Source organism: Ruegeria alba (assembly GCF_022321465.1).
Taxonomy (GTDB): Bacteria; Pseudomonadota; Alphaproteobacteria; order Rhodobacterales; family Rhodobacteraceae; genus Ruegeria_B; species Ruegeria_B alba.
The window spans coordinates 72,959-86,712 of sequence record NZ_JAKOEM010000015.1; the positions used below are offsets into that span (position 1 = coordinate 72,959).

Below are 13,754 nucleotides of genomic sequence, written 5' to 3' on the forward strand. Positions count from 1 at the left end.
GTCGGTCATTTCTCCGTTATCCGGTGATCGCCTTGATCGGTTCCTCGAAGCCATGGAAACCCGGCGGGAAACCCGGCCCCGGCGGATGCCATTCCAGCGGCTCGATGCTCTGCGGGAAGCGGAGCAGGTTGAGCGGGTCGTACTTGTGTTTGATCAAACGCAGCAGCCAATAGGTATCACCCCAGTATTCATCGGCAAAGCCGGGATTGTCCGGGCTGGGATAGTTCTGATAGCTCTGCCCGGTCCAATGCGGGGCAAAGGCCGCCTCCCACCCCGCGATGAACGCCAGCATGGTTTCCTTCTCCTGTTCCGTCAGCCAGAACACGTCAAAGAACAGGTCGCAATACACATCCCGGTGAAAAAAGGCGGTTTCGCTCTTCGGCATCCGGGCTATGGCGCCGCCATAGATCTCCATCGCGGCGATCGTATAGGGGCTGGGTGAGGTTCGGAAATAGTCCAGCAGCGTCTTCCAGCCTGCCGCGTCGATCGGCTTGGCGACATAGCGGCTGATCTTCGCCTCGGGCGGCGGCATCGGCGACATGTCGGCGGGGAATTCCGGCACCTCGTAGGGCTCGCTCAGCAGGATGCGGTTCAGGTCGATATATTGCTGCGGATCATAAAGCGCCTGCAAGGTCGCGCCCGGCAGCGCCAGCACCGGGGCCAGCTTCTCCTGCAACTCCTCGCGGGTTCCGCGATACATGCCGCGCATCAGCAGCACCGGTTCCTTGGTCTGCCCCTCGGGCCCCTCAAAGGCCCAGATCATCTGATAACCCATGGTGTCGGGCGCACCGGTACGCATGAAGTTCTCTTGCAGCCAGGCCAGCGAGGTGGCGGCATCCTGAACGCCCGCATCGGTCTGCATCGACCAGCGCACCGAAAAGCCCGCGAAGGTCGAGCTGCGATAGAGCCGGTACTTGACCCCCAACAGCACGCCGAAATTGCTGCCGGTGCCGCCGCGCACCGCCCAGAACAAATCGGGGTTCACCTCGGCATTGGCATGCACGATGCGACCATCGGTCATCATCACGCGGATTTCCTCGACCTGGTCGCAGTTCATGCCGAAAATACGCGCGGTAAAGCCATATCCGCCACCCTGCATGTAGCCGCCCACGCAGACATCGGGGCAGGCGCCGCCGGGCGTGTGCAGATTATAGGGCAGAAGCTTGGCGTTGAACTTGCTGAATTTGGTGCCCGGTCCAACCCAGGCGCGCAGCGCCTCGGGGCTGACGCAGACATCGTTCATCCGGCCGACATCGATCAGGAACCCGTTCTGCGACGAGAAGCCCGCCGTGCTGTGCCCGCCCGAGCGCACCACGACCGCCATCGACAGCGCCCGCGCCACCCGCAGGCATTCGGCCACGTCGGTCTCGACCTCGCAATAGACGATGACCTGCGGATAGGCCGAGAACCGGGGGTTCGACAGCATCCGGTCGGTGTCGTATTCGGGATCGCCCGGCAGCACCACCGTGCCCAGAATTCTCTTTTGAAGCTCTTCTGCGTATTTCGGGGGAAGGCCTTGGAGAGCCTCGTTCTTGATCCGGTTATGGGTCCAGATTGCGGCTCTTTCGCGCAAACGTTGCGCACGACTATCATACCAAAGCACGGCTATGTCCTAAACAGAGAATACCTGCAGGCATGGTAGAAGAGCAAAGTTGTTTTTGGCAATCGCTTCTCGCGCTTAGGCCGTAAAATCTATTGCTCAAAAAGAATTGCAGCCGGCGTCACAGCCTGTCGCGCAAGCTGAACCACAGCATCGCCAGGATCAAGAGCGGCGTGCGCAGGGCCGGACCGCCCGGAAACGGGCGCCCGGGCACGCGTGCCATCAGATCGAACCGTTCCGCCTGTCCGGCGATGGTTTCCGCCGCGATCTGACCCGCCAGCGTTGCCAGTGCCACGCCATGACCCGAGAAACCCGACAGGCTCAGCATATTGCCCGACAGCCGTTCGAAATGCGGCATCCGGTTCATGGTGATGCCCAGCGTGCCGCCCCAGGCATGGTCGATGCGCACATCCGCAAGCTGCGGAAAGATCTCCAGCATCGGCTTGCGCACCTTGGCGGCGATGTCGGACGGAAAGCGGTATCCATAGCTTTCGGTGCCACCGAACAGCAGCCGGTGATCATCGGAGAACCGGAAATAGTTGATCACGAACTTGCTGTCGGCCACCGCGTGGTTGTTGCGGATCAGCGCCTCTTGCCGTTCGGGCCCCAGCGGTTCGGTAGCGATGATATAGTTGTTGATCGGCATGACCCGCGCCGCCACCCGGTCGTCGAGCCGGCCCAGATAGCCGTTGCAGCCCAAGACCACATGGCGCGCGGAAATCTCGGCCTGATCGGTGCGCAGATGGGCGGGATCGCCCTCGGTAAGCGCGGTTACCTTCGAACGCTCGAAGATGCGCGCGCCCGCGGCCACCGCCATCCGGGCCAGACCCAGCACCAGTTCCAGCGGGTCGATATGGCCCGCATCCTCGTAGATAGCGCCGCCATGATAGGCATCCGAGGCCACCAGGTGCCGCATCTCGTCCCGATCGAGCGCCCGGATCGCGGTATAGCCATAGTCCTCGCGCATATGGCGGACATGGTCGTGGCTGTGCCGGACAAAGCGTTCGCGATGATCGGCATGGATGATGCCGGGATGGAAATCGGCATGCACCAGATCCGAGGCCGCCAGCTCGCGCACCAGATCGACCGATTGCCGCGCCACCTGCCACAGGGCATGGGCATGGTCGCGGCCCAGCATCTTTTCCAGCTCTTCCTGCTCCAACCGTTGACCCTGCCCCACCTGGCCGCCATTGCGGCCAGAGGCGCCGAAGCCCACGCGCTGCGCCTCGAGCAGGACCACGTCATAACCGCGCTGCGCCAGATGCAGCGCCGCCGAAAGGCCGGTGAACCCGCCACCCACGATACAGACATCGCAGCTCAGCGCGCCCTTTGCCTGGGGGAACGGGTCGAGCTTCTTTGCCTGCGCGGCATAATAAGACGGCGGGTATTCGCCGGGGCGGTCGTTTACGGTCAGCAGGTCCATCATCTCATCCCCTGTTTCGCCGCCTGCTATAGCAGCAAATTCAGAGGCCTGCCAGATATGATCAAATTTTTGACCCGCCGTTATCTCAACCCGCCATGCCGATCAGTGCCACCCCTGCCGCCATCAGCGCCGCCGCCCCCAGACGGCGTTTCCAGTTGCCTTCTCCCAGAAAGACAAAGCCGATCAGGGCGGCAAAGATCACCGAGGTTTCGCGCAGCGCGGACACGGCACCAAGGGGGGCAAAGTTCTTGGCATAAAGGACCAGCCCATAGGCCGCCATCGACACCAGCCCGCCCAGGATGCCGGTGGCCCAGACCTTTGGCTTCAGCCCCGCCAGCGTGCTCCGTTTGCGGATCGCGACAAAGCCCGCGATGAAGAGATGCAGGAACGCCCCCCAGGCCCAATAGGACAGCGTGTTCTGCGACAGCCGCACCCCGATCCCGTCGACCACGGAATAGGCCGAGATACACAGGCCCGTGCCCACCGCAAACCCCAGCGCCGCGCGCCCGACCCCGTGGCGCAGCGCCGACCAGCTGCTCAGCTGGATACCGGCGGCGATGGTGGCGATGCCGACCCAGGCCTGCGCCGGCAGCGTCTCACCCAGCAAGAGCAGCGCCCAAAGCGCCACCAGCGCCGGTACGATGCCGCGCGCGATGGGATAGACCACGCTCAGATCGCCATGACGATAGGCCTGACCCAGCATGTAGTAATAGCCGAAATGGATCACCGTCGAGAGCAGGATATAGGGCAGGCTTTCAGGCGCCGGCAACGGCAGCAGCATGACCATGATCCCGCCGGCCAGCACATGACCCGACGCGACAAGGCCCAGCATCGTGGTACGGTCCGCCGCGCTTTTGACGATGGCGTTCCAGACCGCGTGCAACAGGGCCGCCGACAGGATGATGGCGACGATGCCCGCCGACATCTCAGTCCTCGTCCTGCGTGGCGGGCAGGGTTTCGATCAGGCGGGTCTCCAGCAGTTGACCGTTGGCATAAAGGATCGGATAGGCCACCGCCGAGACATGGCTGTTGAACTCGCGCAGGGCGCGCAGCGTTTCCAGATGGCAATCGCTGGTGTCGAAACTCTGCACCTCGCCATTCTGCAAGCGCCGGAAATGCCGCTTGCGGCTGCTGCGCTCGGCGCGTTTCAGCTCGGTCTTTTCCAGGCTCAACAGGCGCGCGCTTTCCAGATCGTCCGAGATCAGCACGTTCGAGGCCAGTTTCATGTTGGCCAGAATGGTCTCGTGCATCTGCTGCAATTCGGACCAGCCCTCTTTCGAGAACTGGTTGCCGGTCTTGCGCAGATCGCCCGCCAGAACGCAAAGCCGCCCGGCCACCACGTCACCGGCGGTTTCCAGCCGCACCGCATATTCAAGCATGTCACGCGCGCTGCGCGCCGCGTCCTTGCCGATCTGATCGGCGGGCAGCGCGGCGACATAGCGGCGGATGCCCGACAGGCAGGCGTTTACTTCTTTATCCAGCGATTGCACCGCCTTGATCCGGGTCTTGTCGCCATCGCGATAGAGGCCCAGAACCGGGCGGAACATCGCCTCGACCAGATCGGCCATGCGCAGCAATTCTCGCTTCAGGCTCGACACCGCCTGTGCCGGGCTGCCGATATGGGCGGGGTCGAGGCTGGAGGCCGGGCGCGCCAGGGTGTCCGCATCGACCGGCTGCGCCGGGTCCGGCAACAGCCGTGCCAGCGGCGCGGCCAAGAGGTTGCAGAACGGCAGCGCCAGCACCAACAGCGAGGCGTTGAAGGCCAGATGCGCATAGACCAGTTCCTGTCCGCCATGCTCACCGGCGCCCAGACCGTTGCGCAGTGCCAGGTTGACCGCGAACAGGCATAGCACCGCCCAGGTGCCGCGCAACGCCAGATTGGCGAATGGGATGCGCCGGGCGGGCATGGTCATGCCGCGCGACAGCCAGACCGGGATAAAGGCGCTGCCGAAATTCGCGCCCAGCACCAGCGACAGGCCGGCGGCAAAGGGGATCGCGCCGATCTGAACCAGCGTCACGCACATCAGGATCGCCGCAACCGAGGAATGCATGACAAAGGCCAGCGCGCCGCCGACGATGAACGCGGTGACATAGTCGCGCGCCAGATAGTCGGCGATGGCGGGCAGAAAGGCACTGTCGCGGATCGGGTCCATCGCCTCGCGCAGGAACCGCAGCGAGATCAGGATAAAGGCGATGCCCATCAGGATGCGCCCGAACTGACGCGCCTTGCGCTGTTCGGTCTTGACGAACAGCCAGCCGCCCACCGCCAAGAGCAGCGGCACCAGCCAGTCCAGCCGCCAGGACAGGATCTGGATCACCAGCGCCGAGCCCAGATCGCCGCCCAGCACGATCGCCAGCCCCTGACCGAACCCCATCAGCCCCGCCCCGGCAAAGCCCGAGGTCAGCAAAGCCACCGCGGCCGAGCTTTGCAGCACCACCGCCATGACCAATCCCACCGCCCCGGCCCGCAACACACCGCTATTACCGGTCATCACCCTTTGGAACGACGAGCCATAGGCGCGCTCGATTCCGGTGCGCACCATCCGCACCGCAAACAGCAGCAGCATCGTCGCGCCCGCCAGGCTGATCAGAAAGGAAAAGATCGCCATGGCTCAGCCTTCGGGGCAGGTCGCGCTTGGGTGCAAAGGGTGGTTCAACGTGGCGGGCTCCTGTTCTTGTGTCCGAGTGGTCCCCGCCGCTCTCGGAAAGATATGAGACTCAATAGGTCGGGGGCCAGAATTGGCCCAAGCTGCCTTTGTTTGCGCAAACGTGCAATGGGCAAACCCACAAAACCGGTATTTTCCGGGCAAAGACGGTCACGAAATGGCGATCAGAGCAGCGACAGCGCCAGCAACAACAGTACAAACCCGGTCAGGACTGTTCCGATACCGCGCATCCAGGCCGGGCTTTGCCCCAGTTCCAGATAGCGCGACAGGATCAGACGGGCCTTGACCAGCGCCAGGATCAACACGCCCGCGCCGATCAGTGCCTGCGGCACCGGCACCAGCGTCAGCAGGGCGCCCGCAAGGCTCAACCCCAGCAGCGCCAGCCAGGCGCGGCTCAATGGGTCGGAGAGGAACCTGCGCATCGGCTCACCCCGCCAGATAGACGACCGGGTAGAGCAGGACCCAGACCAGATCGACCATATGCCAGAATTGCGCGCCCGCCTCGATATTGCGGGGCGCATCGCGCCAGGCCACCAGCAGCAGGATCGCGACCCCGGCCAGAACATGCGCCGCGTGAAATCCGGTCAGCAGGTAATAGAACATGAAAAACGGATGGGTGTCATAGCTGATCCCCTGGGCCACCTTGCCGGCATATTCCGCGCCCTTGATGACCAGAAACAGCGCCCCCAGCCCCGCCGCAAGCAGCAGGGCCCAACGGGCCCGCGAGCGCCGGTCCGAGCGGCAGCAGTGGAGCGCGCAAGCCGCGAGGTAGCCCGAGGTCACAAGCACCACGGTGTTGAGCGCGGCCCCGGTGCGGTAAAGATGATCCTGCGCCTCGGCAAAGCCCGACGGATCGGTCAGCCGCACCGCCAGCAACGCCACCAGACCGGCACCGAACACCAGAAGCTCGGACAGGATCAGAACCCACATCATGAGTTCGCCCGGCAATTCGTCGATCAGCGAGCGCTCGCTCATGCGCCGACCAGTTGCCGATAGATCTGCGGCAGGGCCAATGTCAGCCGGTTGGGGTCGGGGATCACGGCAAAACCGCCCTGCCCGAACATGCGGGGGAACCAGCTTTTGCCGGATTTGTCGATGGTGACGCCGAACACCGATTGCCCGGCGCGGCGCGCCTCGCGCACCGCCATGGCGGTATCCTCGATCCCGTGGCGGCCCTCGTAATGGTCCAGATCGTTGGGCTTGCCGTCGGTGATCACCAACAGCAGCCGCCGCTTGCGCCCCTGCCCGGCCAGATCGGCCGAGGCATGGCGGATCGCGGCGCCAAGCCGGGTGTAGAAACCGGGTCGCAGCGAGGCGATACGCGCCTCGACCTGGGTGCTCATCGCCTCGCCGAAGCCCTTGCAGCGCTGCACATAGACGCGTGCGCGTTTCAACGAGCTGAAGGCGTGGATGGCGAAATCGTCGCCGCAGGCATCCAGCCCCCAGGCCAGCGCCGCCAGCGCCTCGCGTTCGATGTCGATCACCGCACGGCCCGAGACCGCGCTTTCGGTCGAGCGTGAGACATCAAGCAGGATCGACACCGCCAGATCGCGCGCCACCGGGCGCGACTGCATCCAGATGCGCTCGCTGCCCTCGCCATTGGCAAGCCGGTCCAGATGGCCGCGCACGGCGGCCTCGACATCCAGCTGGTCGCCGTCCAGATGGCCGCGCGTCATCATCCGGCCCGGGCGCAGCGCCTCGAACTGGCGCTTGACCGCGCGGATGCGGCGAGTGGTGGCCGGGTCGTGGGTAAAGGCATCGGCGCCGTCCCGGATCTCGGCCTCCGACGTCAGCACATTGACATGGTCCGGCAGATAGGCGCCGGTGCGCACGTCCCATTCGGGATAGAGCACCCGGCCCGAAAGCCGCTCGCGGTCCACATCCTCGGGCGCCAGATCCAGATGCAGTTTCAGCCGTGTCGGTGGCGCCTTGGAAATCTGGCCCAGTCCGATCTCGTCCTGATCGTCGGCGGCCTTTTTCGCGTTGTCGGGGTCATCGTCATCGACGCGGCGGTTGAGGTTCAGGAACTCGGCCCAGCTGAGGATCGCTTCGAACTTGTGCAGGATGAAGCTGTCATGGCGCGCGGCCATGTCGGATTTGCGGCGCCGGGCGCGATGGGTCTTTTCGCCCGATTCCTCGGGCGGCCCCTCGGTATCGCGGCTTTCGGCCTCGTGATGCTCGGACAGGGCCACCGCGCGCAGCTCGGGCCAGAGCGGCACCGGGCGAAACGGTTGATAACCGCGTGGGGCGGTGAGGGTCTCGTCCATCGCCTGAAACTGCGCAGCCCGCGCCGAAAGCGATTGCGGGTCGCCCAGCATCTGGCGGATCAGCTCTTCGACTGCGGCCTCGGCAGGAGGCAGATCCGGCAGGTCGCGCTGCTGCAAGAGGCCCTTGCACAGTTCGGCGTAAAGCGGGCGCAAACCCGGTGCGTCGGAAAGCGTTGCCGCCACCATCGCCTGTGCCGCTGACAGCGCCCCCAGATCGGCGCGCAGCGGGTCATCCTCGTCGACACGGGTGCCGGCATGGGCGGCGGCGGCGGCCAGCCAGACATACAGCGCCCCGTTGGCCGCGCGCATCGGAAACACCGCCAGCCGGTCCGGCAGGCGCAGCACCTCGCCGTCGAAACTGGCGCGCGGCAGCGCCTCGGCCTCGGTGCCCAGACGGCGGCGCCAGCTCAGCCGGTGGCGCGAGATCTCGGGCGAGACCGGGCGAAGCTCGACCCCGGCGTTGCCGCCAAGGCCCCGAAAAAGAACGGCCAGCCGTCCCGCGACCTCTGACAGGTCGACCGCGGCTCCTTCGTGCACCAATGGTGCGTCGAGACGGCTGGCAAGGCTATGCCACAGTTTCCCGATTGTCTCCTCGGGTTCCCATGGCTCGAAGTCGATCTGAACCATCGCCGGCCTCACCCAAAGACGGCGGTGGTCAGATCGAGGAGCCCGCGTTTGATATCCTCGTCATCGGTCAGGGGTTCGACCATGGCGGCCAGGATGGCGCGTTCGGTCGGCATGCCTTGGGCGATCAGTGTCGCGGCATAGACCACGAGGCGGGTGGAGACCCCTTCCTCCAGATCCTGCCCCTTGAGCCCGCGCAGCTTGCCCGCCAACCGGATCAGCGGTTTGCACCGCTCCAGCGGCAGGCCGCTTTCCTCGGAGACGACACGCGCCTCCAGCTCGGGCGAGGGAAAGTCGAACTCCAGCGACAGAAAACGTTGCCGGGTCGAGGGTTTCAGGGTCTTGAGAATGTTCTGGTAGCCGGGGTTGTAGGACGCCACCAGCATGAAGCCGGGCGCGGCCTCCAGCTCTTCGCCGGTGCGGTCGATCGGCAGGATACGACGGTCGTCGGTCAGCGGGTGCAGCACAACGGTCACGTCCTTGCGCGCCTCGACCACCTCGTCGAGGTAACAGATCGCGCCCTCGCGCACCGCGCGGGTCAGCGGCCCGTCGACCCAGACCGTCTCGCCGCCCTTGAGCAGGTAGCGCCCGATAAGGTCGGCGGCGGCCAGATCGTCATGACAGGCCACGGTATAAAGCGGGCGGCCGAGTTTTGCCGCCATATGGGCCACAAACCGGGTCTTGCCGCAGCCCGTCGGCCCCTTCAGCAGAACCGGCAGATTGTTGTCATAAGCGGCGGTGAAGATATCGCATTCATCGCCCTGGGCGAGGTAGAAGGGGGCGTCTGCCGCCCCCGTTCCCATATGTTTCGATCCGTCCATCTGCATCACTCGGCCGGTGTTTCGACGGCGCCGCGCTCGATGATCTCGCGCCGCGGTACCCACATGGCATAGATGAACAGCAGTGCGCCGATCACCACCACCAGGCCCGAGCCGAAACGCATCCAGTAGAAGATCGCGACCTGGTCCTGCACGTCCATGAAGTATTCGCCCATGACCCGTTGCAGGTGGGTCTGGATGGTTCCGGCGAAGGTCAGCACAAAGGTCATGAAGACCATGCCGCTGCTCATCAGCCAGAAGGACGCCATGTTCAGCACCTGATTATAGGGATCGCGATTGCGCAGGATCGGCATCGCATAGCTGAAGATCGCCAGGTTCAGCGCCACATAGGCCCCAAAGAACGCCAGGTGCCCGTGGGCGGCGGTGATCTGGGTGCCGTGGGTGTAATAGTTCACCCCGTGCAGCGTGTGCAGGAAACCCCAGACCCCGGCGCCAAAGAAAGCCAGCGTGGCACAGCCCAGCGACCACAGCAGGGCGGCCTTGTTGGGATGATCCCGGCGACCTTTCCACACCATGACAAAGGCAAAGGCCATCATCGCGAAGAAGGGGATGACCTCTAGCGAGGAGAAGATCGAGCCGATCCACTGCCAATACCCCGGCGTCCCGATCCAGTAATAATGGTGACCGGTGCCGAGGATGCCCGAGAACAGCGCGGCGGCGACGATGACATACAGCCATTTCTCGACCACCTCACGGTCAACGCCGGTCAGTTTCAGCATCAGATAGGCCAGGATCGAGGCCATGATCAGCTCCCACACGCCTTCGACCCAGAGGTGTACGATGTACCACCAGTACTGCTTGTCCAGCGCCAGGTTCGACGGGTTGTAGAAGCTGAACAGGAACAGCAGTGCCAGACCCCAGAGACCCAGAAGCAGGATGTTGGTGATCGCGGTCTTCTTGCCCTTCAGCACCGTCATCGAGACGTTGTAGAGAAAGATCAGCGCCGCCACGACGATGCCCGCCTTGACCCATTTGGGCTGTTCGATGAACTCGCGCCCCTCCTTGCCCAAAAGCCAGTGGCCCTCGAACAGGTTGAACACATAGGTCACCACCACGCCCAGCGTGCCCAGAACCAGGATCGCCAGCTGGATATAGGCCAGCTTGGTCGAGTGGATTTCGCGCTCGGCCTCTTCGGGGATCAGGAAATAGGCCGCCCCGAAGAAGCCGAGGATCAGCCAGACCACCAGCGAGTTGGTGTGCAACATCCGCACGATGTTGAACGGCAACAGCTCGCTCAGCGTGTTGGGGGCCACATAGATCCAGCCGGCGAGCAGACCGCCCAGCACCTGGATCGCAAACAGGCCCATCGCTACGGCAAAGTAGACGAGGGCGATTTTCTGGGATTCGTATTTCATGTCTGTGCTCCCTTCTCAGCCGGCGTCGTTGGGCGGCCAGCCCTGGGTGTCGATCGTGTTCGTCCACAGCAGGAAATCGGACAGGTTCCGCATCTCCGTGTCGCTGAGGTCAAAGCGCGGCATCTGGCGACGGCCTTCGATGCCGGTGGGTTGCGCCTCCATCCAGCCCTTGAGCATCTCAAAGGCGGCATCGGGATCGTCCTGCACGCCCCAGCGCGTCATCACGTTGCCCAGTTCGGGGGCGAAATAGGCGCCCTCGCCCAGGATCGAATGGCAGTTGATACAGGCGTGTTTCTCCCAGACATGCTTGCCGTCGGCGACACTGGCGGTCAGCGTTTCGGCATTGGTCGAGGTCGACCTGATATAGCGGTGGGAATGGGCCGACAGGGCCAGAAAGATGAGGATGAAGAAGAGGGACCCGCCATAGAAAATGTTGCGGGCCATGCTTTTGGTCATGACTTCGCGCATCGCGCTCTCCTTTGCGCCGCGTTTCTGATGGGGCGACAATGGCGGGCGGGGCGAAAGATGCCTTAACCAAAGTCAAGACAGGCGCCGAATGCCGCTCCTCGGCCCTTGCGGGCCTCCTCGCGATGCATGGCGAGGACGCCCGCAAGGGCGGAAGATCCGACAGGATTTGCGCTGGACAGCGGGTGCGGCTGCGGGTCACTCTTGGTGCAAAACAGGCCGTTTACCATGCCCGCAAAAACCCTCGCCCCAATCCACGCGTTCGATTTCGACGCTGGTCATGCCACCCCCGTCACCGAGGACTGGCCCGCCGCCGCGCCCATCGCGGGCGCCGGGTTTCGCTGGCTACACCTCGATCTTTCCGATCCAGCCAGCGCCGACTGGCTGCACGCGCATATCCCGCCGGTGGCCGCCAGCGCCCTGACCCAGACCGAGACCCGACCCCGCTGTGATCCGCTCGCCGATGGCATCCTGCTCAACTTGCGGGGCGTCAACCTGAACCCGGGATCGGCGCGCGAGGACATGGTCTCGCTGCGGCTCTGGGTGACGCCCTCGCTTGTCGTCACCTCACGTATCCGTCGCATCCGCGCAACGGATGAGCTGCGCCAGCAATCCGACAGTGGGCGCGGGCCGGACAGTATCGCCCTGTTTCTGTCCGAGCTGCTGCACGGACTGTCGCACAGGATCGAATCCGTCTCACTGGAGCTCGACGACCGCACCGACGGGATCGAGGAAGAGGCGCTGGAAGGCGCCGGTGACGTGCATGACCGACTCAGCGCCCTGCGCCTGGAGGCAATCAAGCTGCGCCGCTACCTGCATCCGCAGCGCGAGGCGCTGGATGCGCTCTTGCGCAACGAGGCCGGGCTGTTCGATCCCGCCGGTCTGGTTCTGCTGCGCGAGGCTGTCGATCGCACGCGTCGCACCATCGAGGAACTGGATGCGACCCGCGACCGGCTGGCCGCAGTTCAGGATCAGATCGCCTCGGAACAGGTGCGCCTGCTGGGCCGCAACAGCTTCGTGTTGTCGGTGGTGGCCGCGGTATTCCTGCCGCTGGGGTTTCTGACCGGCCTGTTCGGGGTCAATATCGCCGGAATGCCGGGTACGGGTACGCCGCTGGCCTTCTGGCTGCTGGCTGGCGCCTCGGCGCTGCTGGGCCTGGCCATCGTGTTGCTGTTCCGACTGCTGAAATGGCTGTGAGACGCCGGAACTATCCGGCAGCGCCCGCGCGCGGACCGATCAGCGCCGGCCACATCGCCGCCAGATAGGTGGCGAACGCGGCCGTCCAGAGCAGCCCGGCCAGCAGCATTGCGGGGAGATAGAGCGCATCAAGCCCGCTGCCCGCCCAACGTGTGAGCGCCGCCGCAGCCATCAGGCCATAGCCCAGCACCATCGGCCCCGGCGCCACCAACGGGCGGCCGGAATGACCAAGCGCCGCCCGGCTCATCACCGCCAGCGTCATGCCGCCGACACAGCCGATGCCCAGCAGATGCAATGCCGCCAGTTCGCTGCCCAGGCCCAGCCCGGCCAGCCCCCACAGGATCATGCCCGCCGCCAGCATCGCCAGCGCCAGGTGCAACGCCCACAGGATCGGCTGAGACAGGCACCACAATCCGCCCCAGCGCATGAGGCGAAACGCCTGCACTGCACCAAAGGCCAGCGCGACCGCGCCGGTCAACCCGTCTGGTGCACCGCCCAGGACCAGCCCCGGCAAGAGCAGGGCCAGCCCCAGCGCCAGCCGCTCGACCGGCGCCCGGCTGACCGGCCAGAGAGTTTCAGCCACGCCTGCGCGTTTCATAGCGTTGCGGGTAAAGGCCGGGGTGATCCGCCCGCCCAGCACCGAGATCAGCGCACACAGCACCGCCAGCCCGGCGCGCAGCCCGGTTTCGGCATCGCCATAGCCGGTGCCGATCCAGTCCAGATGCAGCCACAGATTCGCGGCCCAGAGATAGGCCAGGAACAAAAGGAACATCAGGTTCTGCGGCTTGGGTCGTTTCAACAGCTGGGTCACGATCTTGAGCGACAGCACCGGCAGAAAGGCCAAATCCAGCAGCGCCACCCAGACCGGCGGCAGCGCGCCCGCGTACCAGACCGCCAGCCGCCCGGCCAGCCACAGCCCCGCCGCCAGCGCGATGAAGTACTGGCGCGCGCCGGGCGCGCCGGTCCAGTTGGGCACTGCGGTCAGAAAGAACCCCCCAAGCGCGGCGGTGGCATAGCCGAACACCATCTCATGGGCGTGCCACTGGCTGGGCACCTGCGCCAGCGCAAGCCCGTCGCCTGCAAGAAAAAGAACCCAGATCGCCCCGGCGAACAGGCCGTAAAGGCCCGCCGCGAGGAAAAATACCCGAAACCCTTCGGAAAAAAGTCGCGCCAGCGCGGTCATCTCTTGCCTCCTGCCCGCATGCGGTGCGCGCGCGGGATCCGTTCGCTCAGTTCCACCACGCTAGCGGCGACGACAATGCGTGACCTTAACGAAAGTCAAGGAGCGGCCCCGCGCGGGCTGCCAGAGTCGGACATG

12 protein-coding genes are annotated in these 13,754 nt (G+C 64.9%); 1 reads left to right on the top strand and 11 read right to left on the bottom strand.

The features are described 5' to 3' along the window. Positions 1-16 precede the first annotated feature (16 nt). From MB818_RS15570 to MB818_RS15615, 10 genes are all read right to left on the bottom strand, one after another. Positions 17-1,573 (bottom strand): FAD-binding oxidoreductase, encoded by a 1,557-nt coding sequence (locus tag MB818_RS15570; protein WP_238905684.1) that lies wholly within the window; start codon positions 1,571-1,573, stop codon positions 17-19. A gap of 148 nt (positions 1,574-1,721) precedes the next feature. Then, positions 1,722-3,023 carry an NAD(P)/FAD-dependent oxidoreductase gene (locus MB818_RS15575; protein WP_234177068.1) on the bottom strand — a complete coding sequence of 434 codons (1,302 nt, stop codon included), beginning with the start codon at positions 3,021-3,023 and terminating at the stop codon, positions 1,722-1,724. Positions 3,024-3,108: 85 nt separating this feature from the next. After that, positions 3,109-3,948 carry an EamA family transporter gene (locus MB818_RS15580; RefSeq protein WP_234145753.1) on the bottom strand — a complete coding sequence of 280 codons (840 nt, stop codon included), beginning with the start codon at positions 3,946-3,948 and terminating at the stop codon, positions 3,109-3,111. Between the two features lies 1 nt (position 3,949). Then, positions 3,950-5,632, bottom strand: a complete 1,683-nt coding sequence (locus MB818_RS15585) for a Na/Pi cotransporter family protein (RefSeq protein WP_238905687.1) — start codon at positions 5,630-5,632, stop codon at positions 3,950-3,952. A 221-nt stretch (positions 5,633-5,853) separates the two neighbouring features. Next, positions 5,854-6,111 (bottom strand): cytochrome C oxidase subunit IV family protein, encoded by a 258-nt coding sequence (locus MB818_RS15590; RefSeq protein ID WP_234145755.1) that lies wholly within the window; start codon positions 6,109-6,111, stop codon positions 5,854-5,856. A gap of 4 nt (positions 6,112-6,115) precedes the next feature. Next, positions 6,116-6,664 (bottom strand): cytochrome c oxidase subunit 3, encoded by a 549-nt coding sequence (locus tag MB818_RS15595; protein WP_238905688.1) that lies wholly within the window; start codon positions 6,662-6,664, stop codon positions 6,116-6,118. Continuing rightward, the gene (locus MB818_RS15600) at positions 6,661-8,583 is read right to left on the bottom strand and encodes a nitric oxide reductase activation protein NorD (RefSeq protein ID WP_238905689.1); all 1,923 of its coding nucleotides are present in this window, start codon (positions 8,581-8,583) and stop codon (positions 6,661-6,663) included. Before MB818_RS15600 ends, MB818_RS15595 begins: the two co-directional genes overlap by 4 nt. An 8-nt stretch (positions 8,584-8,591) precedes the next feature. Beyond that, positions 8,592-9,401 (bottom strand): CbbQ/NirQ/NorQ/GpvN family protein, encoded by an 810-nt coding sequence (locus tag MB818_RS15605; RefSeq protein ID WP_238905690.1) that lies wholly within the window; start codon positions 9,399-9,401, stop codon positions 8,592-8,594. Between the two features lie 5 nt (positions 9,402-9,406). After that, positions 9,407-10,774, bottom strand: a complete 1,368-nt coding sequence (locus MB818_RS15610; protein ID WP_234140176.1) for a cbb3-type cytochrome c oxidase subunit I — start codon at positions 10,772-10,774, stop codon at positions 9,407-9,409. Positions 10,775-10,789: 15 nt separating this feature from the next. Continuing rightward, on the bottom strand, positions 10,790-11,242 hold the full coding sequence (locus tag MB818_RS15615) for a c-type cytochrome (RefSeq protein ID WP_234145759.1): 453 nt from the start codon (positions 11,240-11,242) through the stop codon (positions 10,790-10,792). A gap of 225 nt (positions 11,243-11,467) precedes the next feature. Between MB818_RS15615 and MB818_RS15620 the strand changes: the two genes are divergently transcribed. Further along, positions 11,468-12,436 carry a zinc transporter ZntB gene (locus MB818_RS15620; protein WP_234163287.1) on the top strand — a complete coding sequence of 323 codons (969 nt, stop codon included), beginning with the start codon at positions 11,468-11,470 and terminating at the stop codon, positions 12,434-12,436. Between the two features lie 10 nt (positions 12,437-12,446). Here the strand turns inward: MB818_RS15620 and MB818_RS15625 are convergent, their stop codons facing one another. Beyond that, on the bottom strand, positions 12,447-13,619 hold the full coding sequence (locus tag MB818_RS15625; RefSeq protein ID WP_238905691.1) for an NnrS family protein: 1,173 nt from the start codon (positions 13,617-13,619) through the stop codon (positions 12,447-12,449). Positions 13,620-13,754 lie beyond the last annotated feature (135 nt).

What these genes read in the sequence shown, in the direction of transcription:
- MB818_RS15575 (WP_234177068.1), bottom strand. Translation starts at nt 3,023, where the DNA reads ATGGACCTGCTGACCGTAAACGACCGCCCCGGCGAATACCCGCCGTCT.
- MB818_RS15580 (WP_234145753.1), bottom strand. Translation starts at nt 3,948, where the DNA reads ATGTCGGCGGGCATCGTCGCCATCATCCTGTCGGCGGCCCTGTTGCAC.
- MB818_RS15585 (WP_238905687.1), bottom strand. Translation starts at nt 5,632, where the DNA reads ATGGCGATCTTTTCCTTTCTGATCAGCCTGGCGGGCGCGACGATGCTG.
- MB818_RS15590 (WP_234145755.1), bottom strand. Translation starts at nt 6,111, where the DNA reads ATGCGCAGGTTCCTCTCCGACCCATTGAGCCGCGCCTGGCTGGCGCTG.
- MB818_RS15595 (WP_238905688.1), bottom strand. Translation starts at nt 6,664, where the DNA reads ATGAGCGAGCGCTCGCTGATCGACGAATTGCCGGGCGAACTCATGATG.
- MB818_RS15600 (WP_238905689.1), bottom strand. Translation starts at nt 8,583, where the DNA reads ATGGTTCAGATCGACTTCGAGCCATGGGAACCCGAGGAGACAATCGGG.
- MB818_RS15605 (WP_238905690.1), bottom strand. Translation starts at nt 9,401, where the DNA reads ATGGACGGATCGAAACATATGGGAACGGGGGCGGCAGACGCCCCCTTC.
- MB818_RS15610 (WP_234140176.1), bottom strand. Translation starts at nt 10,774, where the DNA reads ATGAAATACGAATCCCAGAAAATCGCCCTCGTCTACTTTGCCGTAGCG.
- MB818_RS15615 (WP_234145759.1), bottom strand. Translation starts at nt 11,242, where the DNA reads ATGCGCGAAGTCATGACCAAAAGCATGGCCCGCAACATTTTCTATGGC.
- MB818_RS15620 (WP_234163287.1), top strand. Translation starts at nt 11,468, where the DNA reads ATGCCCGCAAAAACCCTCGCCCCAATCCACGCGTTCGATTTCGACGCT.
- MB818_RS15625 (WP_238905691.1), bottom strand. Translation starts at nt 13,619, where the DNA reads ATGACCGCGCTGGCGCGACTTTTTTCCGAAGGGTTTCGGGTATTTTTC.